Annotated in this window: 20 protein-coding genes; 10 read left to right on the top strand and 10 right to left on the bottom strand. The window is 62.9% G+C overall.

The features are described 5' to 3' along the window. Positions 1-14 precede the first annotated feature (14 nt). From C7451_RS14535 to C7451_RS14515, 5 genes are all read left to right on the top strand, one after another. Entirely contained in the window at positions 15-1,697 is a 1,683-nt protein-coding gene (locus tag C7451_RS14535; protein WP_110299687.1) for a beta strand repeat-containing protein, read from the top strand. Positions 1,698-1,765: 68 nt separating this feature from the next. After that, on the top strand, positions 1,766-2,458 hold the full coding sequence (locus C7451_RS14530) for a hypothetical protein (protein ID WP_110299686.1): 693 nt from the start codon (positions 1,766-1,768) through the stop codon (positions 2,456-2,458). Position 2,459: 1 nt separating this feature from the next. Next, a complete protein-coding gene (locus C7451_RS14525; RefSeq protein WP_146215380.1) occupies positions 2,460-3,221 on the top strand; it encodes a hypothetical protein in 762 nt (253 codons plus the stop codon). Between the two features lie 55 nt (positions 3,222-3,276). Beyond that, positions 3,277-3,609 (top strand): hypothetical protein, encoded by a 333-nt coding sequence (locus tag C7451_RS14520; protein ID WP_146215379.1) that lies wholly within the window; start codon positions 3,277-3,279, stop codon positions 3,607-3,609. Positions 3,610-3,616: 7 nt separating this feature from the next. Continuing rightward, a complete protein-coding gene (locus C7451_RS14515) occupies positions 3,617-4,708 on the top strand; it encodes a helix-turn-helix transcriptional regulator (protein WP_110299683.1) in 1,092 nt (363 codons plus the stop codon). An 8-nt stretch (positions 4,709-4,716) separates the two neighbouring features. Here C7451_RS14515 and C7451_RS14510 read toward each other — a convergent pair whose 3' ends face one another. Then, positions 4,717-5,115 carry a RidA family protein gene (locus tag C7451_RS14510; protein ID WP_110299682.1) on the bottom strand — a complete coding sequence of 133 codons (399 nt, stop codon included), beginning with the start codon at positions 5,113-5,115 and terminating at the stop codon, positions 4,717-4,719. 76 nt (positions 5,116-5,191) lie between these two features. Between C7451_RS14510 and C7451_RS14505 the strand changes: the two genes are divergently transcribed. From C7451_RS14505 to C7451_RS14495, 3 genes are read left to right on the top strand one after another with little or no spacing between them, the layout of a single operon-like run. After that, positions 5,192-6,049, top strand: coding sequence for a cytochrome b/b6 domain-containing protein (locus C7451_RS14505; RefSeq protein WP_110299681.1), 858 nt, complete (start codon positions 5,192-5,194; stop codon positions 6,047-6,049). Further along, positions 6,046-6,822 (top strand): molybdopterin-dependent oxidoreductase, encoded by a 777-nt coding sequence (locus C7451_RS14500; protein ID WP_110299680.1) that lies wholly within the window; start codon positions 6,046-6,048, stop codon positions 6,820-6,822. The genes C7451_RS14505 and C7451_RS14500 overlap by 4 nt, the downstream gene beginning before the upstream one ends. Positions 6,823-6,847: 25 nt before the next feature. Continuing rightward, positions 6,848-8,077, top strand: a complete 1,230-nt coding sequence (locus C7451_RS14495) for an SAM-dependent methyltransferase (protein ID WP_110299679.1) — start codon at positions 6,848-6,850, stop codon at positions 8,075-8,077. 6 nt (positions 8,078-8,083) lie between these two features. On the opposite strand, the gene C7451_RS14490 is transcribed toward C7451_RS14495, so the two are convergent. The 8 genes from C7451_RS14490 to C7451_RS14455 all read right to left on the bottom strand — a co-directional run bounded on the left by C7451_RS14490 (position 8,084) and on the right by C7451_RS14455 (position 15,962). Continuing rightward, complete coding sequence (locus C7451_RS14490; RefSeq protein WP_110299678.1) at positions 8,084-9,220, bottom strand: MBL fold metallo-hydrolase; 1,137 nt, start codon at positions 9,218-9,220, stop codon at positions 8,084-8,086. Next, positions 9,220-9,927 carry a DUF1013 domain-containing protein gene (locus C7451_RS14485; RefSeq protein ID WP_110299677.1) on the bottom strand — a complete coding sequence of 236 codons (708 nt, stop codon included), beginning with the start codon at positions 9,925-9,927 and terminating at the stop codon, positions 9,220-9,222. The genes C7451_RS14490 and C7451_RS14485 overlap by 1 nt, the downstream gene beginning before the upstream one ends. 108 nt (positions 9,928-10,035) lie before the next feature. Further along, entirely contained in the window at positions 10,036-11,373 is a 1,338-nt protein-coding gene (locus C7451_RS14480; protein WP_244181915.1) for a tetratricopeptide repeat protein, read from the bottom strand. Next, positions 11,373-12,083, bottom strand: a complete 711-nt coding sequence (locus tag C7451_RS14475; protein WP_110299676.1) for a DUF4331 family protein — start codon at positions 12,081-12,083, stop codon at positions 11,373-11,375. Before C7451_RS14475 ends, C7451_RS14480 begins: the two co-directional genes overlap by 1 nt. Before the next feature lie 4 nt (positions 12,084-12,087). Then, positions 12,088-12,738 carry a hypothetical protein gene (locus tag C7451_RS14470; protein WP_110299675.1) on the bottom strand — a complete coding sequence of 217 codons (651 nt, stop codon included), beginning with the start codon at positions 12,736-12,738 and terminating at the stop codon, positions 12,088-12,090. A gap of 80 nt (positions 12,739-12,818) precedes the next feature. Then, complete coding sequence (locus C7451_RS14465) at positions 12,819-13,844, bottom strand: glycosyltransferase family 4 protein (protein WP_110299674.1); 1,026 nt, start codon at positions 13,842-13,844, stop codon at positions 12,819-12,821. 41 nt (positions 13,845-13,885) lie between these two features. Next, a complete protein-coding gene (locus tag C7451_RS14460; RefSeq protein ID WP_110299673.1) occupies positions 13,886-14,830 on the bottom strand; it encodes a UDP-2,3-diacylglucosamine diphosphatase in 945 nt (314 codons plus the stop codon). Positions 14,831-14,939: 109 nt separating this feature from the next. Continuing rightward, positions 14,940-15,962, bottom strand: a complete 1,023-nt coding sequence (locus tag C7451_RS14455) for an NAD(P)H-quinone oxidoreductase (RefSeq protein WP_110299672.1) — start codon at positions 15,960-15,962, stop codon at positions 14,940-14,942. Between the two features lie 92 nt (positions 15,963-16,054). On the opposite strand from C7451_RS14455, the gene C7451_RS14450 reads away from it, so the two are divergent. Then, positions 16,055-16,255, top strand: a complete 201-nt coding sequence (locus tag C7451_RS14450; protein WP_110299671.1) for a DUF1192 family protein — start codon at positions 16,055-16,057, stop codon at positions 16,253-16,255. 271 nt (positions 16,256-16,526) lie between these two features. Further along, the gene (gene clpA, locus C7451_RS14445; RefSeq protein ID WP_110299670.1) at positions 16,527-18,866 is read left to right on the top strand and encodes an ATP-dependent Clp protease ATP-binding subunit ClpA; all 2,340 of its coding nucleotides are present in this window, start codon (positions 16,527-16,529) and stop codon (positions 18,864-18,866) included. A gap of 16 nt (positions 18,867-18,882) precedes the next feature. Here clpA and C7451_RS14440 read toward each other — a convergent pair whose 3' ends face one another. Then, on the bottom strand, positions 18,883-20,487 hold the full coding sequence (locus tag C7451_RS14440; RefSeq protein WP_146215378.1) for a hypothetical protein: 1,605 nt from the start codon (positions 20,485-20,487) through the stop codon (positions 18,883-18,885). Positions 20,488-20,630: the final 143 nt, after the last annotated feature.

Here is a 20,630-nt window from a genome sequence, read left to right as displayed (position 1 = left end):
TGAGGGAAATAGAAATGAAAAAGCTTCTTCTTGTCGGCGCATCGACGCTGGCACTCCTGGCCGCACCGGCTTTTGCCCAGTCGAACCAGTCGACGGTAACCCAGACCGGCACCAATGGCGGCGCGACTGTCAGCCAGACGGGCAATAGCGGCCTTTCGACCATCACCCAGGGCGGTGTTGGCAACGACGCCACGCTGACCCAGTCGGGCACCGACAGCGAATCGACCATCCTGCAGGACAATGGCACCGGCAGCTCTGACGACGACAACACCGCCAATGTCACCCAGTCGGGCGACGATCAGTTCTCGCTGGTGCGTCAGGTCAACGATTTCGGCACCGCGACCGTGAGCCAGGCTGGTACCGGCAACGACTCCGACGTTCTGCAGAGCGGCGATCTCGATATTGCCGATGTCGACCAGGACGGTGTCGACAACGACTCCAAGCTGACCCAGTCGGGCAACCTCAACACCGCAGCAGTGCTGCAGACCAATCGTGACAACAACTCGACCATCACGCAGAGCAGCGGCCTCAATCAGGCTATCGTGACCCAGCAGGGCGGCGACGAGAATATCTCGACGCTGATCCAGACCGGCGTCGGCGCCAATGTCGCCAACGTCCTGCAGAGCGGCGACAAGAACACTTCGGACATCATCCAGAGCGGCGCCGGCAATGGCGTCGGGACGGCTGGCAGCAATGCCTCGGCAGGTGTGAACCAGCTCAGCGATGGCAACCTCGCGACCATCCGTCAGGCCGGTGGTCTGCATGAAGCCTTCGTGCAGCAGGAAGAAGCCAACGACAACGTCGCCTCGATCGATCAGGGCGCCAATCTCAGCAGCGATCACACCGCAGAGATCCGTCAGGCTGGTTTCGAGAATACTGCAACCATCACGCAGCGCGGCTTCAACGAAGACGCTGTCGTGCGGCAGACCGGTGACGAGAACACCGCTACCGTGGATCAGGGTGGCGGCGTCGGCCGCAACCATAGCACTCTGGTCAACCAGTCGGGCAGTGACAACACGGCGGATGTCGCCCAGCGCGGCGAGAACCAGACGGCTACGGTGATGCAGGGCGGCGACGGCAACTCGGCCGATGTCGATCAGGGCCGTGACCGTCTGTCGGGTCTGGCTGGCCTGTTCGATGGCAATTTTGGTGAAGACCAGACTGCCACGATCGACCAGGATGGCAACGACAACACCGCCAGCACGCTGCAGCGTGGTGAAAACCAGCGGGCAACGATCGAGCAGGTCGGCAACCAGAATACCGGTTCGCTCGGCTTTGCCTTCGGTGCCCAGATCATCCAGGGCGGTGATGCCGGCAGCGACAACGAAGCCACGATCCGTCAGGTTTCGGAAGAGAACAGCGCACGTATCAACCAGCAGGGCGTCAGCCTTTCCGCTTTCGTCGAACAGGGCGGTAACGGCAACAACGTCAGCCTTGTCGACCAGAGCGGCAATGGCGGTGCCGTCGCGCTGAACGCCAATGTGCTGCAGGAAGGTTCGAACAACGAATCGACCATCACCCAGGGCGGCGCTGGCCAGCTGGCCAATGTCAGCCAGTTCGGCGAAGGCAACGAATCCACCATTCTGCAGGGCGGCTCGGGTCATTCCGCAACCGTCACGCAGAATTCGGACTTCAACGTCTCGACGATCACCCAGGGCGGCAGCAACCATATCGCTACCGTCACCCAGGGTAACTGATACCCGATGACCTGAAGGGCAGCCCTGCGCCATGCGGGGCTGCCCGAAGGTCCACCAGGAGAGCTACCATGCGCACACATTCTGCCAGGCTGGCCATCGCCGCAATGATGGTTCTGGGGGCACAGACGGTGCAGGCGCAAACCGGTCCGGTCGATCCGTGCGCCGGCGCAACAGGGGGCAGTTGCACGACAGGCGCGTTATCGCAGCCGATCGAGCTGGTCCGGACCGCGCCGGTCCGCAACAGCGCCTTCATCTCGCAAATCGGTGACGGCCACTCGGCCAGCATCACACAAAGTTCCACCCGTCAGTCCGCGAGCATCGTGCAGCGCGGCGACAGCCAATCCGCGAACGTGTCTCAGAACGGAGCGGGAAGCGCAGTTCTCGAAATCGACCAGGCGGGTCTTCTCAACAGTTTCGTCTCGACCCAGGGTGCAGCCGATGGCGGCGGCAATATCGCCGTCGCTGCGCAGGACGGCCAGGAAAATGCAATCCTGCTTGATCAATCGGCCACGGCGGGTAGTGTCAACACCGCGATGCTTGCACAACAGGGCAACGGGAACCAGATGCAGCTGGGACAGAATGGATCGGACAATCGCGCCGAACTCGTCCAGCTCGGGGACAATAACGCCATGACCGCGACGCAGAACGGATCGGCCAATCAGCTGCGCTGGGTGCAGAACGGCAGTGGCCTGTCCGACCTGCAGATCGTTCAGAGCGGCAATCAGGCCATGTCGATCACTCAGACCAACGGAGGCAGCTGAGGTGCCTCGCCCGGTCCTGGTGCGGTTTCGCGCTGCTCGGCTCCCCACCATGCGGGAGCTGATGCGGCTGGCCGTGCTGATGCTGCTGATATTGGCGGCAGCCGGATCGACACAGTTGCTGCCTGGCGCCCATGCGCAGGATGCCGATGATGCCAAGGCCGCCGCGTCGGAGGTTCAGGACGAGCGCCCGGCGGTCGATCGCAGCACGGTTGTCATCACCGATCAGGCTTCTGCTCCTGACCGTTTGCTCGCTGTGCCGGCCATCCCCACCGACGCCGATGCGGGGCTGATGCCGACCTATCAGCTTTCCAGTCCGTCGGGCCAGCCAACTCCGCCGAGCCAGCTCACCCTGCCAGGTCAGGATGCCGGTCAATTGAGCGGGGAACGGCTCGAAGGCGAGGATCTGTGCGACGATGCCACGCCGGGTTCGGGACCTGCGATCTGTGCGCGGCCGATCGAAAGCCGGGCAGGAGAGTTTGCAGGGCGCAGGCAACCCCAGCTTTCGGCCGAACAGCGCCTGCTGGCACAGCAAGCTGCAACCGGCGCTGTCAATGATGCTCCCGATGCAGCGGCGCGCCGACTGGGTGGAGGCCGAAGTGCCGATCTCAGCAATGAGGATCTCGCCATCGCCTCGGTCGTCACGCAAGGCCAGGGTGGCCAGACCGCGCCGAGCAGCGAGGAGGAAACCGACCTGCCTGCTGATGCTACCGATGCGATCAACGCGATTCTGGGAGTCATCGTCAATGCTCCTCAACCGCAATAGATCGTCATGGGCCGCCGTCTCCCTTGCTGTTGCCATGATCTTCGGGAGCATCGTCATGCCCGGGTCTGATGCCAGTGCGGCGTCCACTCCGGCATCTGCCGCGGACCAGCCGGTGTCGCTGGTGGTGCGCCGCGATGGCCCACTGGTCGATGCGCAGGTCGTGGCCGTCGCCAGTTGCGCCTGCGCCGGGCGGTTCCGCATCGAATCGCGCTCCGGAAGCGCCAACAACTCGGTGAATACCAGCAGCTTTGGCCGTATCGACAAGCCGGGCGCGGTGCTCAGCCATATCCGGTTCGGCGGATCGGATGACTGGTCGATCCGGCTGACCGTTTCGATCGATGGGCGCAACGATTATGTCATTGCCCGGTCGTCGGACAGGAACCCCTGATCCCGAGATGATCGTTCTTTCCAATCGGTTCGACAGACTGGACGAGTATATCGCCGAAGCTGCAATGGGCCATTGCAGCTGGACCGACGCGCTGTCCGCCATGGCACCGCTGATCGGCGCCGACGGCATGTCGATGGACCTGATGTTCGGTGACAACCGGATGGTGCGGTCGCTGGGCGCCGTCGGCTTCGACCAGAGCATGATCCAGGCCTATGCCGATCACTATCACAGGATTGATCCGCGCATCATCTATGCGCAGCGATATGCCAGCCATGGCGTGATCTTCGACGAGGAGCTGCGGCGTCCGGACAACTCCACCGAGCATGACGAATTCTGGCAATGGCTGGAACGGTGCAACGCGCCGACCGAGGCGTCCATTCTGGTCATGCCCTGTGTCGGCGACACCCGGATCGGACTGGCCGTGCACCGCGAGAAAAGCAGCAGCGATCATACCGATCTCGTCCAGTTCTATCAGCGGTTCTACGACAAGTTCAATGCGGTCAACACGCTGCTGCGGCTCAAGCCCAAGGCGCTGAACGGCACTCACCCTGCGGCCTATCCCCTGCGCCATATCGACAGCTTCGCCTTTGACGTGGACGAGGATATGCGGCTGAGCATTCCTGATGATGCCGCCGATCCGATCATGGGCTACCGTCTGGCCATGACCGGATTTGCACAACTCGACGAGGAAGGCATATTGCGCGATCTGCTGCCCGATTTTCAGGCGGCGCTCTCGACCATGCTGCAGAACGCGTTCCCGCAGTCGGGGGTCGAACTGACGAAGAAGACGCTGCTGGCCGATACCATCCTGCGCGTTGCTCCGCTGCCGCAGACCGCCAGCCTGCGCATGGTCAAGGTCAGCGCGACCTATCTGAGGCATCAGGCAGAGGCGGAAAAGATATTCATGGGAGCTTTCGGGCTGACCCGGCGTCAGGCCGAGCTGCTCGACATCCTGCGCCGCGTCGATGCATTGGACGAGGCGGCAGCAGCGATGGGGATCAGCCGCAACACCGCGCGCGTCTTCCTCGCGCAAATCTTCGAGCGCACCGGCATCCGCCGCAAGGCCGATCTGTTGCGCATGGCCGACAACTTCGCCTGAACACGGCCTCAGTCGCCTGAGGCCTCCGCGATCACGTCGATTTCCACCATCAGTTCGGGCAACGCCAGGGCGCGGACCTCGACAATCGTGTCGGCTGGCCATGGCGGGGTGAAATAGCGTCGCCGCGCCTCGACGATGGCGGGGAAGTGCGCCATGTCGGTAAGATAGATCGTGACCTTGATGATCCGGCTGCGGTTGCTGCCGCCTGCGGCCAGTACCCGGTCGATATTGGCAAATGTCTGCTCAAGCTGCGCCGCGAAATCGCCTGCCCCGACAATGGCGCCCGCCTCGTCGATCGCAGCCTGGCCGGAGAGGAACAGCAGATTGCCGACCTTCCAGCCCGGCGAGATCGCATAGGGGGCCAGTGGATCGGGGTCGATCGATATGACCTCGGCCTTCATGGGCATGACAGATGGCCTTTCGTGACGTAGAAACAGGAGCGGATTCGCCGATGTACTGTAACCTTGCGGCCCTGGATTGCGAATGACCGATATGATCGCTGCCCTGGATCCTGCTGATCCCGCCCCTGTCCCGGTGGCTGAACCGCCGCTTGCGCCACGCGTGCAGGAACCCGATCACAGCCACGCAAGGACCACGCGGCTCTGGCATTGGGTCAATCTGGTGGCGCTGATCACGCTGTTCATGTCCGGGTTGATGATCTTCAACGCGCATCCGCGATTGTACTGGGGCGAATATGGCAATCGCGACGAACCGGCCTGGCTGGTGATCGGTCAGCAGGGGCCGCGCGGATTCCTTGAAATTGCCGGAAGCCGGATCGATACGACGGGGGTGCTGGGCCGCTATGAGGATGGCGAAGGCCAGATGCGCAGCCGCGCCTTTCCCGGATGGGCGACCATTCCCACCGACTATAACCTTGCCGATGCGCGCCACTGGCATTTCTTCTTTGCGTGGATATTCGCCTTCGGTCTGCTTTTCTTCATGGTCTTCAGCCTGTTCAATGGGCATATCCGGACGATGATCGCGATGCGCCGAGCGGAATGGCATCCGCGCGCGCTGTGGCGGACGATCGTCGATCATGCCCGGTTCGATTTTCACACCGCGCCGGGCGAGGCGTATAACCCGCTGCAGAAGCTGAGCTATATTGCCGTGATCTTCGTGATGCTGCCGCTGATGATAGTCACCGGGCTCGCCATGTCGCCGGGCACCGATGCCGCGCTCCATTTTCCCAGCATGATGTTCGGCGGGCGGCAGACTGCCCGGTCGCTGCATTTCATCATTGCATTCTCGCTGGTCGGTTTCCTGATTCTGCACGTCGCACTGGTGATCGTGCACAAGCCGCTGACTTTGCTGCGCGGCATGACGATCGGACACCGGCGATGAGCGACACGAAGAGCCCGATCATCCTTACCCGCCGCGCGCTCGTCGGCTCGCTCGCGGTTGCCTCGGGCGGACTGCTCAGCGGGTGCGATGCACTCAATTCCAACCGGGGCTGGCGCGATACGCTGCTTCTGGCGGAAAAGGGCAACATGGCCCTGCAGCGCACGATCCAGGGGAGCAGGCGGCGCGCGCGCGAATATTCCGAACGCGATATCGGCCGCTCGGTGCCCGCCAACGGAACGCGTGCGCCGACCGATGCGGATTATCTCAAACAGGCTGCGACCGGCTTTTCCGACTGGACGCTGACCATCGACGGGCTGGTCGAAACGCCGACACGGTTCGCACTGGGCCAGATCCGCAGCATGCCGAAGCAGACGCAGATAACCCGGCACGATTGCGTTGAGGGCTGGAGCGCGATCGGCAAATGGACGGGGGTGAACCTCGCCCATCTGCTCGACAAGGTGCAGGTGAAGGACAGCGCGCGCTATCTGGTGTTTCACTGCGCCGATACCCTGCGGGCCGGGCCCTATTACGAGAGCATCGACATGGAGGATGCGCGCCATCCGCAGACGATGATGGCCTGGGCGCTCAACGACGAATTGCTGCCGATCGGCAACGGTGCGCCGCTCAGGCTCAGGGTCGAACGGCATCTGGGCTACAAGCACGCCAAATATGTCCGGCGTATCGAGGCGGTTGCCGACTATCGGCTCGCCTATGGAGGTGGCGGTGGTTACTGGGAAGATGCGGCAGGGTATGAATGGTATGCTGGCATTTGACCTGGCACTCACCATCTAGGTCATCATGAGCCTTATCGACCGCTTTCTAGCCCGGATCGTCCGCCACGGTACTCTCGAGCTGACCGACCATCAGGGGCGCACCCGAAGCTTCGGGACGCCGACTCCCGGCTTTCCGGATGTGGCCATCCGCCTGGCCGACAAGGATGTCGCGAGCTTCATCGCGCTCCACCCGCGCCTCGGGGCGGGAGAGGCCTATATGGACGGGCGGCTGATCATCGAGCGCGGCGACATCATGCAATTGATCGAGCTGGTCCGCGCCAATGCGCCCTGGGACAAGGGCGGTGACCTCAAGCCGAAGGGACCGTTGCGCAAGCTGGTCAAGGCGATTGGCGGCCGGATCGACCAGATCAATCCGGCGGGCCGCTCGCAGCGCAATGTCGCGCACCATTACGATCTCGACGACCGGCTCTACGATCTCTTCCTCGATGCCGACAAGCAATATAGCTGCGCCTATTTCACCGATCCAGAGAACAGCCTGGAACAGGCACAGGACGACAAGAAGGCGCATATCGCCGCCAAACTGGCGCTCGAACCGGGCCTGAAGGTGCTCGATATCGGCTGCGGCTGGGGCGGCATGGCGCTGTATCTGAACCGGATCGCCAATGTCGACGTGCTCGGCATCACGCTGTCGCAGGAGCAGCTCAAGGTCGCGCGCCGCCGCGCCGAAGAGGCGGGCGTTGCCGACCGGGTCAAGTTCGAGCTGATCGACTATCGCGCGCTCACCGGCAGCTTCGACCGCATCGTCTCGGTCGGCATGTTCGAGCATGTCGGTGTGCCGCAATACGAGACGTTCTTCCGCCAGTGCCGCAAGCTGCTGGCGCATGACGGGGTGATGCTGCTGCACACGATCGGGCGGATGGGCGGGCCAGGCTCTACCGATGCGTTCACCAGCAAATATATCTTTCCCGGCGGCTATATCCCGGCCTTGAGCGAGATCGTGCGTGCGAGCGAGCCGTCGCGGCTGATCGCCACCGATGTCGAGACGCTGCGGCTGCATTATGCGCATACGCTGCGGCAATGGTATGAGCGCACGGTCGCGAAACAGGCCGAGATCGAGGCGCTGTACGATGCGCGCTTCTATCGCATGTGGACCTTCTATCTGGCAGGCGCCACCGCGGCGTTCGAACATGGCGGCATGTGCAACTATCAGGTGCAGTTTGCGCGCAGCCGCCACGCGCTGCCGATCACCCGCGATTACATGGCCCAGGCGGAAGCGACATACCGCTCAGGCTGACTGCGTTCAGGCAGAATACCAGGCGACGCCGTCGCGAACGGTACAGGTCGCGCGGCTGGCATATTCGAGATAGCGCAGATGCGCCATCGCCTCGCCGGTGGCGATGCCATAGACGCTGTCATCTACCTTGCGCGCGAACAGGATGCCGAACGTGTCGACCGCGCGCATGGGCTGCTCCTTGAGCGCCGCTTCGAGTGCGTCGAGCCGGTCGTGATGTCCTTCGGCCAGCGCATCGAGCCGTGCATGCACCCCGGTGAACGGAAAGCCATGCGCAGGCAGGATCAGTTCGTCGCCGGTCAGCGCGGCGCGGAATTTGGCGATGCTGTCGAGCCATTCGCGCAAGGGGTCTGCGGTCGGCTCGCTCGCCATGATCGAGACATTGCTGGTGATGCGCGGCAATATCTGGTCGCCCGCGATCACCACCTGCCCCGCCTTGTCGATCAGGCACGCGTGCTCGGGCGTGTGCCCGCCGCCAGTCATCACCGTCCAGCGCCGCTCGCCGATCTGCACTTCGCCGCCATCGTCCATGCGGACATGGCCGATCGGCAATGGCGCGACCATGCGCGCAAAATTGCCCCAGCCCCTGGCGCGCATCTCGTCGAGCCGGGCCTCGTCCCAACCGGCCAGGCGCATCTGGTCGATCGCCTCTTCCGGCGGCTGTTCGCGCACATCGGCGGTCAGCATCCGCGCCATCAGCCATTCGGTGCGGTTCATCCACAGCCTGATCCCGAAGCGGCGGCACAGCCAGCCGGCAGCCCCCACATGATCGGGATGAAAATGGGTAACGAGAACGCGGGTGATGCGCCGGCCCTGCAGCCCTTCGGCAAACAGCTTCTTCCAGGCATCGGTCGAGGCGGGCATGTACAGCCCGGTATCGACAATCGCGACGCCCTCGCCCTGCTCGTCGCGGTCGTCGAGCAGCCAGATGTTGATATGGTCGAGCGATCCGGGAACCGGCAGCCGGGTCCAGCCCAGGCCCGGCGCGATGGCGAAATACTCGCCATAGCCCGGCGCATGATCGCCCAGCGGATAGGTCAGCCCGCGAAATTCCTTGGGCTCGAGCCCATGGTCGGCGAGCGAGGCGTCATAGGCGGGCGGCCCCGAGCGTGTTGCCAGCTCTTCGGGGACCGCCGTATCGCTCATCAGTCTTCGCTGCGCTCTGTGTCGACGGTCGCGTTGCCGAACAGCGACGCTTCGATCGACGCCTCGCGGGCGGCTTCCTCGGCGGCGCGGTGCTGGGCATCGCGTTCGGCGCGCAGCTCCTCGATCAGCGCTTCGCGGTCGCCACCCAGACGCGTATCCGTCGGGGCCTGATCGGTGATCCCGGCCTTCTTGGCGGCCTTGCTGACGATGGCATCGAGTTCACGCTGCGAGCACAGGCCCAGCGTCACCGGATCCTTGGGCTGGATGTTCGAGATGTTCCAGTGGCTGCGGTCGCGGATCGCGGCGATCGTGTTGCGGGTGGTGCCGATCAGCTTGCCGATCTGCGCGTCGGAGATTTCGGGATGGTTGCGCAGGATCCACGCGATGCCATCGGGCTTGTCCTGGCGCTTGGAAACCGGCGTATAGCGCGGGCCCTTGGTGCGGCGCACCTGGGCGGGCCCGGCGATGATCTTGAGGCGATATTCGGGATCGGCCTGACCCTTCTCGATTTCCGCCATGGTCAGCTCGCCCGCACGCACCGGATCGCGGCCCGTATACTTGCTGCTCGCGAGGTCATCGGCCATCGCCTGGACTTCCAGAATATGGAGGCCGCAGAAATCGGCAATCTGTTCGAAGCTGAGCCCGGTATTGTCGACCATCCAGGATGCGGTCGCGTGCGGCATCAGCGGCTGGGGGTTGGCAGACATGCGCGTTTCTCCAAAAAATATGGCCACCCCTCGCGGAGTGGCCGAATATGCGCACTGGCATATGCGAAACTTGGCGCTTGAGCAAGCGTCTTGGGGATTCGCGGCGATTCAAGCGATCGGGTTCATGCTTCTGGCGATGCTACGATAGCGCTCCGCCTGGCGGCTCAGTCCGCTTGCGGCGTAGATTTGGGCGGCGGTCGTGAACAGATCATGGGTGCGCCAGCGGGAGGCGAGGACGGTGTCGATCAGGGCGCGTGCCTCATCGATCCGTCTGTTCGCGAGCAGCGCGGCGGCCAGCTTGATCTTCGCTTCGCCATAGGGGCGCGCCTGATGGTTGGCCTCAGCAAGCCTGAGCGCGCAGGCCCAGTCGCGCCGCGCCATGCAATGGTCGATCGCATGACCATAGGTCGCCTCCGGGAACAGCTTCAGCCGTTCGGCCCAGATTTTCGACGAGCGGGCGTAGAGCCGTCGCGCTTCGGCCTTGTCGCCGCGCGCCTCGACGATCGCGGCGAGTGCGTCGATGAACTCGGGATGGCCGGTGCGTTTGACGATATCGCGATAGAGCTTCTCCGCCTGACCCGTCCTGCCCTGCAGCGTCAGCACCTCGGCGATATGCTCCTCGATCAGCCAGCGGCCGGGGAACAGCCGGTCAGCCTCGCGGAAATGCACCATGGCATCGTCGAGCCGACCCCGGTCGAGGTCGAGAATGCCGCGCTGGAGCTGCATGTACGAGCGGGTCTGCGGCGTGGGTGAGCGATAGCCTTTCTCTGCCTCGGCCAGATAGGCATCGGCCAGATCGACCTTGCCGGTGCGCGCGGCAAAGATCGCCCGGCGGAAATGAGCCGAGCCGGGCACCAGCCGGTCTGCCGTGTCATAAAGCGCCCAAGCCTTGTCATAGTCGCCGCGATAGAAGGCGATGTCGCCGCGCATCGCCGCGATCTCGGCGCGGTCGCCCGGATCGGGCGGAACGGCATAGCCATCGGTTGCAGCCAGCTGCGCTTCGGCCGCGGCCAGGCGGTGCATGCTGAAATCGAGCGCTGCGCGCATCAGATGCGGGCCGCTGCCCCTGACCGCAACCGCGAATGCCTGGTCAAGCGCCGCTTCTGCAGCGGCATAGTCGCGGTAATCGCCCGTCAACTGGGCGCGCGCCATCAGCTCGCTGGCATGAATTTCATGCATCAGCCACTGATCGCCGCCGGCCTCTGCAGCGGCTCTGGCGTTGGCAATCGCGATGTCGCTCCGCCGGATCGCCTCGGCATAGCTCAGTGGTGGCCCGCTGCCCGAGAAAGGCGAGGGCTGCCAGTCGATCGCCTCGGGCAGCGGCCTGGCGTTGTTCCAGACATCGAGCGCCCACACGCCGGCCAGCACGGCCAGCGCCATGATCCACCATTTCCAGGGGGCCAGCCGCGCCGCCAGGCCGCGCTCGGCCGCACTAGCGGATGCCATCAGCTCGGCCGTGCGCAGGGCGTCAGGCCCAGCCGGGTCAGGTCATCGGCCAGCGCGTTGGTCAGGATCGTCAACGTGCTGGTGAGCTCGGGCACCCATTTGCCGGTCGCATCGACCGCCGGGGTGTCATCATTATATTCGTTCTTGAACGGGTTGCCGGACACGAGCGCGGTGGCCACGGCAGGCATGCCGGCACGATCGACCCGCGTGTATGCAGAGGGCAGATCGCTGCGGAAGGTGAAATTGCTGCCAGCGCCGCCCGAGGTTGGCGGACTGCCGAGCGGGGGTGCCAGAAACGGGAAAGTGCTGAGCAGCGGCTGGTCGAACGTTGCCGGATTGACCGGCAGCGCTGCAAAGGTGGTTGCCGGATGTCTTGCCAGATCGAGGAAGATGACCGCCAGCGTCACATCGACCACCGGATCCTGGAAGCGGCGGCCATTGGGAAATCCGGCGGGCTGGCTGAGATCGAGACGCAGGAGATCGGGGACGACCAGATTGGCGACGGTCCGACCCGGCACCACGGTCTGGTTGAGGCAGGGGCTGACATTGAAACTCGTCGGCGGTGGCGGCGTCGGCGTGGGCGCAGGCGCGACAGCGACCGGCGGAATGACGATCGTGTTGGTCTGCGGCTCGTTGCTGCCACAGGCGGAAACCATGGCGGACAGGGCGAGCGCGCTGGCCAGTGCGAGCGGAGTGCGGTGCACGGTCATGATATCAGCTCCTGATCCGGGCCGAGGTCGACCAGATGTCGAGCGGCTGGCCCTGATCGAGCAGCCGTCGCGGGATCGCGATGACGACGAACGTGGTATTCAGATTGGCAAAGCGGTTGCGCGCATTGTTGAACGACAGATTGCCCGTCGCGCGCGAGTCTCGCAGGCCTTGCGGATCGAAGTTGAAAGGATCGTCGAACACGCCCGCGCGCACGGTGATGCCGTTGGGCGTGGTCAGGTTGCGTTCGACCGGTCCGCGCACCAGGCCCGCCCCGGGCAGGTTGCGGACCTCGATGCCGGGATTGACGCCGTCGCGCCCGAAGCGGATTTCGATCGGAAACTCGACATCGGTTCGAGACCCGGCATTGGACACATTGATCATGTAAAGGACGTCGGGATCGTAAAAGCCGGGAAGGCTGGTTGCCGAAGGCCCGCCAAAGCCGATCGAAAGATAGACGTTGTCGGCATCATGAAAGGCATAGAGATCGGCGATGTCGGCTGCGACGTCGAACCCGACCGTATTGGTGTCCGATCCTGTGCGCGCGGGTGGATCGAAATGGTCGGCCGCATCAAGCGCCTGATGGCCTGCGAATGTCACCCCAGCCAGCGCGAGCGCGCATGGAAGGATGATCCTGAAAAAGCTGCCTGACTGCATATCACCCCTGCATTCTAATATGGATGTCCAGGGCGACCCGCGTTTTACATAGTCGACTTCGGGCAGATTTGCCAAGCCTTTCAGGCGGCAAGCGCCAGTCGGCTGGAGATCGGCACGAGCGCCTGCAGGAACTGCCTGGTGCTCGCCTCCCAGGTGAAGCTGCGACCGGCTGCCAGGCAATCGGCGCGGTCGAGGCGCAGCGCAGCGGCAATCGCGCTGTCCAGATCGTCGTCCATCGCGCCCGCCCTGGCCGTCAGCACATCGAGTGGTCCGGAAACCGGATAGGCGGCGACCGGGGTGCCGCAAGCCATGGCCTCGATCATCACCAGGCCGAAGGTGTCGGTGCGGCTGGGGAAGACGAACACATCGGCGCCGGCATAATAGCCTGCCAGCGCCGCGCCCGATTGCGCGCCGACGAAATGCGCGTCCGGGTGAGCCCGGGCCAGCGCTTCGCGGGCAGGACCATCGCCGACCACCACCCTGGATCCGGGATGGCCGCTCGACAGAAAGGCCTCGATATTCTTCTCGACCGCCACGCGACCGACATAAAGCTGGATCGGGCGCGGCAGGCCGGCATAGAGTTCAGGCGCTGCTGCAGAGGGGCTGAAGCAATCGAGATCGACCCCGCGCCCCCAATGCGTCACGTGCGTCAAGCCCTGGACGCGCAGCTGCTGCCGCACGGTTTCGGTCGATACCAGTATGGCCTGGGCGGGGCCGTGGAACCAGCGGATGAAGGGCCAGAACATCGCGGCGGGAAGCCCGGTACGCCGCGCCAGATAATCGGGAAACTGGGTGTGATAGGCGGTGGTGAAGGGATAGCCGTGATCGAGGCAGAAGCGCCGCGCGGCAATGCCCAGCGGTCCTTCGGTCGCGATATGCACTGCATCGGGCGCAAAGTCGGTCAGCCGCGCGCCGACGCCATGGCGCGTCGTCAGCGCCAGCCGGATTTCGGGATAGGACGGGCAGGGGATCGAGGCATATTGATCGGGCGAGATCACCAGCAGTTCATGCCCCAGGGCGCGCAGCCGATCGGTCACGGCGGTCAGTGTGCGGACCACGCCATTGACCTGCGGTGCCCAGGCATCGGTTATGATGGCGATCTTCATGTGCGCAGGCATCGCGTTCTCCCCATTGCGCCGGACGTGCGTCAGGCCGCTACCGGTTCGTGTTCCTGCCGGGCCCGCGCATCGGCCTCTGCCGCCTGGCGCGCCTTCATGATCTCGGCCCAGTGCAGCACCTCCATCCGCCCGTCGAAATGCTCGACCAGCGCGGTGCAGCCTTCGACCCAGTCGCCGTCATTATAATATTCGACCCCGCCGATCTCGCGGATTTCGGCCGTATGGATATGCCCGCACACCACGCCGTCGACCCCGCGTTCGGCGGCGGCGCGCGCAACCAGTTCCTCGAAGCGCGAGATGAACTCGACCGCGTTTTTGACCTTGTGCTTGGCCATCTTGGACAGCGACCAATAGGACAGGCCGAAGCGCTGGCGCACCCAGTTGACGCCGATATTCATGCTCATCAGCAGGTGGTAGAGCGTGTCTCCGACGAACGCGAGCCAGCGGTGCGCAAGCATGATCGTGTCGAACTCGTCGCCATGGAGCACCATGAGCCGACGGCCGTCTGCGGTTTCGTGAAAGGCCGCGCGACGGATCTCGACCCCGCCGAAATTGAGCCCGCTGAACTGGCGGAACATCTCGTCGTGATTGCCGGGGATATAGACGATCCGCGTCCCCCGCTTGGCGCGCTTCAAGATGCGCCAGACGATGTCGTTGTGCGCTGCCGGCCAGTAGAACTTCTTCTTCAGCCGCCAGCCGTCGATAATGTCGCCGACCAGATACATGGTGTCGCTGTCGACATGGTCGAGAAAGTCGATGAGCATCTGCGCGTTGCAGCCGCGCGTGCCCAGATGCACGTCGGAAATCCAGACGGTGCGATAGCGGCGCCGTGCCTCGGCGGGAGGTTCGGGAATGTAAGGCTGTCCGCCCGGGAAGCCGGTGACATTGGCGAAATCGTCTGCGGTGAACCCGCCGGTTTCGGCCACGCTCGCCAGCAGGCTGCCAATGGGGTCGTTGAAGTCGTCGAGGGCCATGGCGGCGCTTACTCCCTTGCGGATGTTGCATCCTCGGGACCACGCCAATGGCGGTTTAATGTGACAACTCGAATCGTATAGCGATGACGGGTTGATGACAGTCGGCGGACTATTCGCCGATCTCCAGCACGATCTTGCCGATCAGATCGCCAGATTCCATCTGTGCGTGCGCCTTGGCCGCCTCATGCAGCGGATAGCGGCTGTGGATGATCGGGCTGAGTTCTCCGGTCGCGACCAGCGGCCAGACCTCGCGCGCGATCTCGTCGGCGAGCAGCGCCTTGAACGCGTTGGAGCGCGGGCGCAGCGTCGATCCGGTCAGCGTCAGGCGGCGGCGCATGATCTCCAGCACCGAAATCTCCGCCTTCATGCCGCCCTGCACCGCAATCGTGACATTGCGGCCATCATCGGCCAGGCAGGCCATGTTGCGCGGCAAATAGCTGCCGCCCACCATGTCGAGCACGATCTCGACACCCTTGCCGTCGGTCAGGCGCTGAACCTCCTCCACGAAATCATGGGTCTTGTAGTTGATGGCATGTGCCGCGCCGATTTTCAGCGCCGCTGCGCATTTGTCGTCGCTGCCGCAGGTGACGATGACCTTGAGGTCGAACAGCTTGCCCAGCATGATCGCCATCGTACCGATGCCGCTGGTGCCGCCATGCACCAGCACCGTCTCGCCATCGCGCGCATAGGCGCGCTGGAACAGGTTGTGCCACACGGTGAACAGCGTTTCGGGCAGTGCGGCCGCCTCGGCCATCGAGATTCCCGAGGGTACGACGAGGCAATGGTCGGCGCGGGCAACGCAGAATTCTGCATAGCCGCCGCCAGCCACCAGCGCACAGACCGGCTGGCCGAGCAGCGCATCTTCGGTATCGGGGCCTGCCGCGACCACGGTTCCGGCGATCTCGAGCCCCGGAATATGCGGCGCGCCGGGCGGCGGCGGATAGAAGCCCTGGCGCTGGATGACGTCGGGCCGGTTCACGCCAGCGGCCGCTACCCGGATCAATAGCTCGCCGGGGCCGGGCTGAGGGACTTGTGTCTCGGCAGCGACCAGTACTTCGGGGCCGCCAGCCTCGGCATAATCAACAGCCTGCATGGTGGCAGGAATTACTTTTGGCATTGCCAGGGTCGACATGACCTGGTGCTCCCCCTGTTGTCGGGCTGCCCCACCAGCCTATAACGCTGCCCATATTGACAGCTAAGGCACCGGGGTCAACAATAAGTCCCATGGAGCCCGATGAAAGCCTTGCGCGATCGCGCGCTGACGCTGCCCAGAAACTGGGCAATGAAGATATTGATGCCTATTCGCTGGACGAGCTGGATGCCCGCATTGCCCTGTGTCGCGCCGAAATCGCGCGTTGCGAGGCGCGCAAGGCCTTTGCCGCGCAGCATCGGCTGAGTGCAGAGGCGCTGTTTCGCAAGAGTTGACCTTCGCCCCCGGGCTTCCAGCCTGTGCGGCGACAACCGTCCGGTTTATGTGTCGATCATCTGGCACGGCTTTTGCAGACATTATTCGCGACGAGAGGCTTCGAGCCTGCTGGATTTGCAAAATCACGTGCCTATATTGTCCAGTGTCGAGCGCCCCGGAGTGAAAATGGGGCAATGGCAATGAGGCGCTTGCAATGGAGAGGCCCGGCTCTTTTTCCCCGGGCGAATTGAATGAAAGGCGGGCATCTCGCCCGCTGCGGAGTATCGCAACATGCCGTCCTTTGCCGAATCGCTTGAAAAGACGCTGCACCAGGCGCTGCACAATGCCGCCGACCGGCGTCATGAATATGCAACGCTTGAACATCTGCTGCTCGCACTCATCGACGATGCCGATGCCGCGCAGGTGATGCAGGCCTGCGGCGTGGACCTGGGCGAACTGGGCGATGCCGTCACCCATTATCTCGATAACGAACTGGATTCGCTGAAGGTCGCCGAGAAAACCGATCCTGCGCCCACATCGGGTTTTCAGCGCGTCGTCCAGCGCGCGATCCTTCACGTCCAGTCCTCGGGCAAGGATGTCGTGACCGGTGCCAATGTGCTGGTCGCGCTGTTCTCCGAGCGTGAGAGCTATGCCGTCTATTTCCTTCAGCAGCAGGACATGAGCCGTCTCGATGCCGTCAGCTATATCAGCCACGGGATCGGCAAGGGCGGCCAGCCGACCGAACAGCGCGCCGTGCGCGGAGCGGAAGAGCCGCAGGAAGAAAAGCAGGATGCTGCCGCCAAGCAGAAGAAGGACAGTGCGCTCGACCAGTTCACGGTCAACCTGAACGCGCGTGCCCAGGCCGGCAAGATCGATCCGCTGATCGGCCGCGGTCCCGAAGTCGATCGCACCATCCAGATCCTGTGCCGCCGTTCGAAGAACAATCCGCTCTATGTGGGTGATCCAGGCGTCGGCAAGACCGCGATTGCCGAAGGTCTGGCGCGCAAGATCGTCGAGGGCGATGTGCCCGAAGTGCTGCAGAAGGCGGTGATCTATTCGCTCGACATGGGCGCCCTGCTCGCCGGCACGCGCTATCGCGGCGATTTCGAGGAGCGGCTGAAGCAGGTCGTCTCGGAACTCGAGAAGATGCCGCATGCGGTGCTGTTCATCGACGAGATCCACACCGTGATCGGCGCCGGTGCGACCAGTGGTGGCGCAATGGATGCGTCGAACCTGCTCAAGCCCGCGCTGTCGGGCGGCACCATCCGCTGCATCGGTTCGACCACCTACAAGGAGTTCCGCAACCATTTCGAGAAGGACCGCGCATTGCTGCGCCGGTTCCAGAAGATCGACGTGAACGAGCCGACCATCGAGGACACGATCAAGATCCTGAAGGGTCTGCGCACCGCGTTCGAGGACCATCACAAGGTCAAGTACACGCCCGATGCGATCAAGACCGCAGTCGAGCTGTCGGCACGCTATATCAACGATCGCAAACTGCCCGACAAGGCGATCGACGTGATCGACGAGGTCGGCGCAATGCAGATGCTGGTGCCGCCCGCCAAGCGGCGCAAGATCATCACCGCGCGCGAGATCGAGAGCGTGATCGCGACGATGGCGCGCATCCCGCCCAAGTCGGTGTCGAAGGACGACAAGAAGGTGCTCGAACATCTCGAGCGCGACCTGAAGCGCGTCGTGTTCGGCCAGAACAAGGCGATCGAGGTGCTGTCGAGCGCGATCAAGCTGAGCCGCGCGGGCCTGCGCGATCCGGACAAGCCGATCGGCAACTATCTGTTCTCCGGCCCCACCGGCGTCGGCAAGACCGAGGTTGCGCGGCAGCTCGCCAATATCATGGGCATTCCGCTCCAGCGGTTCGACATGTCCGAATATATGGAACGCCATTCGGTCAGCCGGCTGATCGGCGCGCCTCCGGGCTATGTCGGCTATGATCAGGGCGGCCTGCTCACCGATGCGATCGATCAGCAGCCGCATTGCGTGCTGCTGCTCGACGAGATCGAGAAGGCGCATCCCGACCTGTTCAACATCCTGTTGCAGGTGATGGATAATGGCAAGCTGACCGACCACCACGGCAAGACCGTCGATTTCCGCAATGTAGTCCTCATCATGACGACCAATGCGGGCGCGGCGGACATGGCGCGCGAGGGCATTGGCTTTGGCGATGTCAGCCGTGAGGACGCGTCGGACGAGGCGGTGAAGAAGATGTTCACGCCTGAATTCCGCAACCGTCTCGATGCCATCGTGCCGTTCGGCTATCTCGGCACCGAAGTCGTCGCCCGCGTGGTCGACAAGTTCATCCTCCAGCTCGAACTGCAGCTGGCCGACCAGAACGTGCACATTCGGCTCGACCAGGAAGCGCGCGACTGGCTGTGCGAGCGCGGTTACGATCGGCTCTATGGTGCCCGCCCGATGGCGCGGCTCATCCAGGAGAAGATCAAGCAGCCGCTGGCGGAGGAACTGCTGTTCGGGAAGCTGGTCCAGGGCGGCGAGGTCAACGTCCATATGAAGGATGGCGCCATGGCCTTCGAGATCGTCCCCGCACCGCCCAAGGCAGGCAAGCCCAAAAAGGCGCGCGGATCGGCCAAGAAGGAAAGCGATACCAACGCGGATTGAAGAAGCAGTCGGGCGGTCAGTCCAGCAGGGCTGGCCGCCAGCCGCTGAGGCCACAGCCTCTGGCAAACTTTGTTTTCATCAGCGCCAGCTCAGCGGTTGCGCCCGCCTCATTGACCAAAACCATCCGATTGACCAAGGCTCTATCGGTCGGGACTGGCGTGGATGAAAAGAAGAGCTCGACAAGCGTTTCCCGCTGGCCCGTATCGGTATTGAGCAGGGCAATAAATGCCATGCGCGATGGCCCGCCGCTGGAGTTGGGAAGGAAAAGATAACAACCTACCCGGCTAGCAATTGCCCGATCGCGATTCACTCTGCGGGTCTGCCACTGTGCAGCATTATTGAGCTGGATGTTGGGGTTAAGGAGGATCGACGACTGCACCCTGTCCTCTATTTCTAGGGGGAAGGCAAAAAGGTCTTCTGCCATGGTCTCGTTCACCAGAGATTCTGGCGTCAGCATGAAAGTCGCCAATCGTTCGTTGGCTTCTATGGCCAACCGCATCTGTGCCTCTGTTGCGGGCAGCATGACCGGTGGCACTGGATCGGGCTTGCGCGCGACAATCGATTTGGTCGCATCGAACAGAGCAAGCTCTGCGAAGGTCGTTTTCATGCAGAGGGTTTGGTCGATATCCTTGTTATCGCGCATCGCCGTCCGGTTCCAGGCCACCGCCCATAGGAGCAGTGAACGGTCCATCGGCGAAAATCCGAGATCGGAAATTCGCTGCCGCAGATCGTCGCACTCAGCATCAAAGGCACCTATGCTGGCTGCAGCGACAAACTGGGAATAATCGCTGCCCAGACTTGGCAGAAAGGTGGCAAAGTCCTTTGCTTTGATGATTTCATTGGAAGGAAGGTTGGTTAGCAGCAGCAGCGCAGGATCCCATTTGTCGCCAGGCATGGTGAAGAAGCTGCCCACATTTTCCAGATAGGCATGAATAGTCAGCTTGGGCATTCCCGGCCGAACGCTGCTGGACAGGGTCCAGGTCTTGGAATGCTTCCCCTTGGAACCGATATTGAGGTCCACGGCTTCACTCACGTCCGTTTTCCGGGCCAGACCTTCCGTCACCCTGGTAACGAGCCCATTTTCTGCGCGCAACAGAGGTGCTGGAAGCGGGGCAATGGCATTGGCAATGGTGAGGAACCCGCTCAGGCCATCGGCAAAGAGTTGAGCTGAACCTTTCGCGTCAGCCAGCTTCAGCCCCACTTGCATTGTCATGTCTCTATACTGCGCACCCAAATGCAAAGGCGTTTTATAGTCGATCTGGTTTATCCCCAGCTTGCAACTCGGGCCCGAGAAAATCCCGCCGTTTTTTCGATTGATATCGAATATGTTGAGTTCGACTGGGGTGCTAGCTTGGTTCGGAGCAGTTACTCTCACAATTAGAGATGCCGTCCGGTCTCCTGCAAGCAAATCGGCCAGATTCATCTCGAAGGCGAATTTATCCGGACAGAATTTCGTGTCGAAGACATTCTCGTCGATCTGGGATTCAGCTTCAACGACGACGCGAAGGCGGACATACGAATCAGGCTTGAAGGCAAATGTGGGAATTTCTCTGGCAGATAGCGGGTCGGCGGAAGCTGTGAATGCAACTAGGCTCAATAAGGCAAAAAGGCTCGCTTTCATGGTAACCCCCTGTTTGGCCATAAAAACTGGCAAAAACGATTATTCACGCGCTTATGCAGTCTTGCAAAAGAGCATAACCTGATTGGGCGGCGACCTTTCTGAAATTGGCGAGATCGTGGCGCAGAAAATCGGTTTTGGCTAGA

The organism is Blastomonas natatoria (genome assembly GCF_003201955.1).
Classification (GTDB): domain Bacteria; phylum Pseudomonadota; class Alphaproteobacteria; order Sphingomonadales; family Sphingomonadaceae; genus Blastomonas; species Blastomonas natatoria.
Note: the sequence above shows the minus strand (reverse complement) of the source record. Positions and strands in the feature narration are given on the sequence as shown.

Coding starts and splice junctions, on each gene's coding strand:
- C7451_RS14535 (WP_110299687.1), top strand. CDS start 15: ATGAAAAAGCTTCTTCTTGTCGGCGCATCGACGCTGGCACTCCTGGCC.
- C7451_RS14530 (WP_110299686.1), top strand. CDS start 1,766: ATGCGCACACATTCTGCCAGGCTGGCCATCGCCGCAATGATGGTTCTG.
- C7451_RS14520 (WP_146215379.1), top strand. CDS start 3,277: ATGCCCGGGTCTGATGCCAGTGCGGCGTCCACTCCGGCATCTGCCGCG.
- C7451_RS14515 (WP_110299683.1), top strand. CDS start 3,617: ATGATCGTTCTTTCCAATCGGTTCGACAGACTGGACGAGTATATCGCC.
- C7451_RS14510 (WP_110299682.1), bottom strand. CDS start 5,115: ATGCCCATGAAGGCCGAGGTCATATCGATCGACCCCGATCCACTGGCC.
- C7451_RS14505 (WP_110299681.1), top strand. CDS start 5,192: ATGACCGATATGATCGCTGCCCTGGATCCTGCTGATCCCGCCCCTGTC.
- C7451_RS14500 (WP_110299680.1), top strand. CDS start 6,046: ATGAGCGACACGAAGAGCCCGATCATCCTTACCCGCCGCGCGCTCGTC.
- C7451_RS14495 (WP_110299679.1), top strand. CDS start 6,848: ATGAGCCTTATCGACCGCTTTCTAGCCCGGATCGTCCGCCACGGTACT.
- C7451_RS14490 (WP_110299678.1), bottom strand. CDS start 9,220: ATGAGCGATACGGCGGTCCCCGAAGAGCTGGCAACACGCTCGGGGCCG.
- C7451_RS14485 (WP_110299677.1), bottom strand. CDS start 9,927: ATGTCTGCCAACCCCCAGCCGCTGATGCCGCACGCGACCGCATCCTGG.
- C7451_RS14480 (WP_244181915.1), bottom strand. CDS start 11,373: ATGGCATCCGCTAGTGCGGCCGAGCGCGGCCTGGCGGCGCGGCTGGCC.
- C7451_RS14475 (WP_110299676.1), bottom strand. CDS start 12,083: ATGACCGTGCACCGCACTCCGCTCGCACTGGCCAGCGCGCTCGCCCTG.
- C7451_RS14470 (WP_110299675.1), bottom strand. CDS start 12,738: ATGCAGTCAGGCAGCTTTTTCAGGATCATCCTTCCATGCGCGCTCGCG.
- C7451_RS14465 (WP_110299674.1), bottom strand. CDS start 13,844: ATGAAGATCGCCATCATAACCGATGCCTGGGCACCGCAGGTCAATGGC.
- C7451_RS14460 (WP_110299673.1), bottom strand. CDS start 14,830: ATGGCCCTCGACGACTTCAACGACCCCATTGGCAGCCTGCTGGCGAGC.
- C7451_RS14455 (WP_110299672.1), bottom strand. CDS start 15,962: ATGTCGACCCTGGCAATGCCAAAAGTAATTCCTGCCACCATGCAGGCT.
- C7451_RS14450 (WP_110299671.1), top strand. CDS start 16,055: ATGGAGCCCGATGAAAGCCTTGCGCGATCGCGCGCTGACGCTGCCCAG.
- clpA (WP_110299670.1), top strand. CDS start 16,527: ATGCCGTCCTTTGCCGAATCGCTTGAAAAGACGCTGCACCAGGCGCTG.
- C7451_RS14440 (WP_146215378.1), bottom strand. CDS start 20,487: ATGAAAGCGAGCCTTTTTGCCTTATTGAGCCTAGTTGCATTCACAGCT.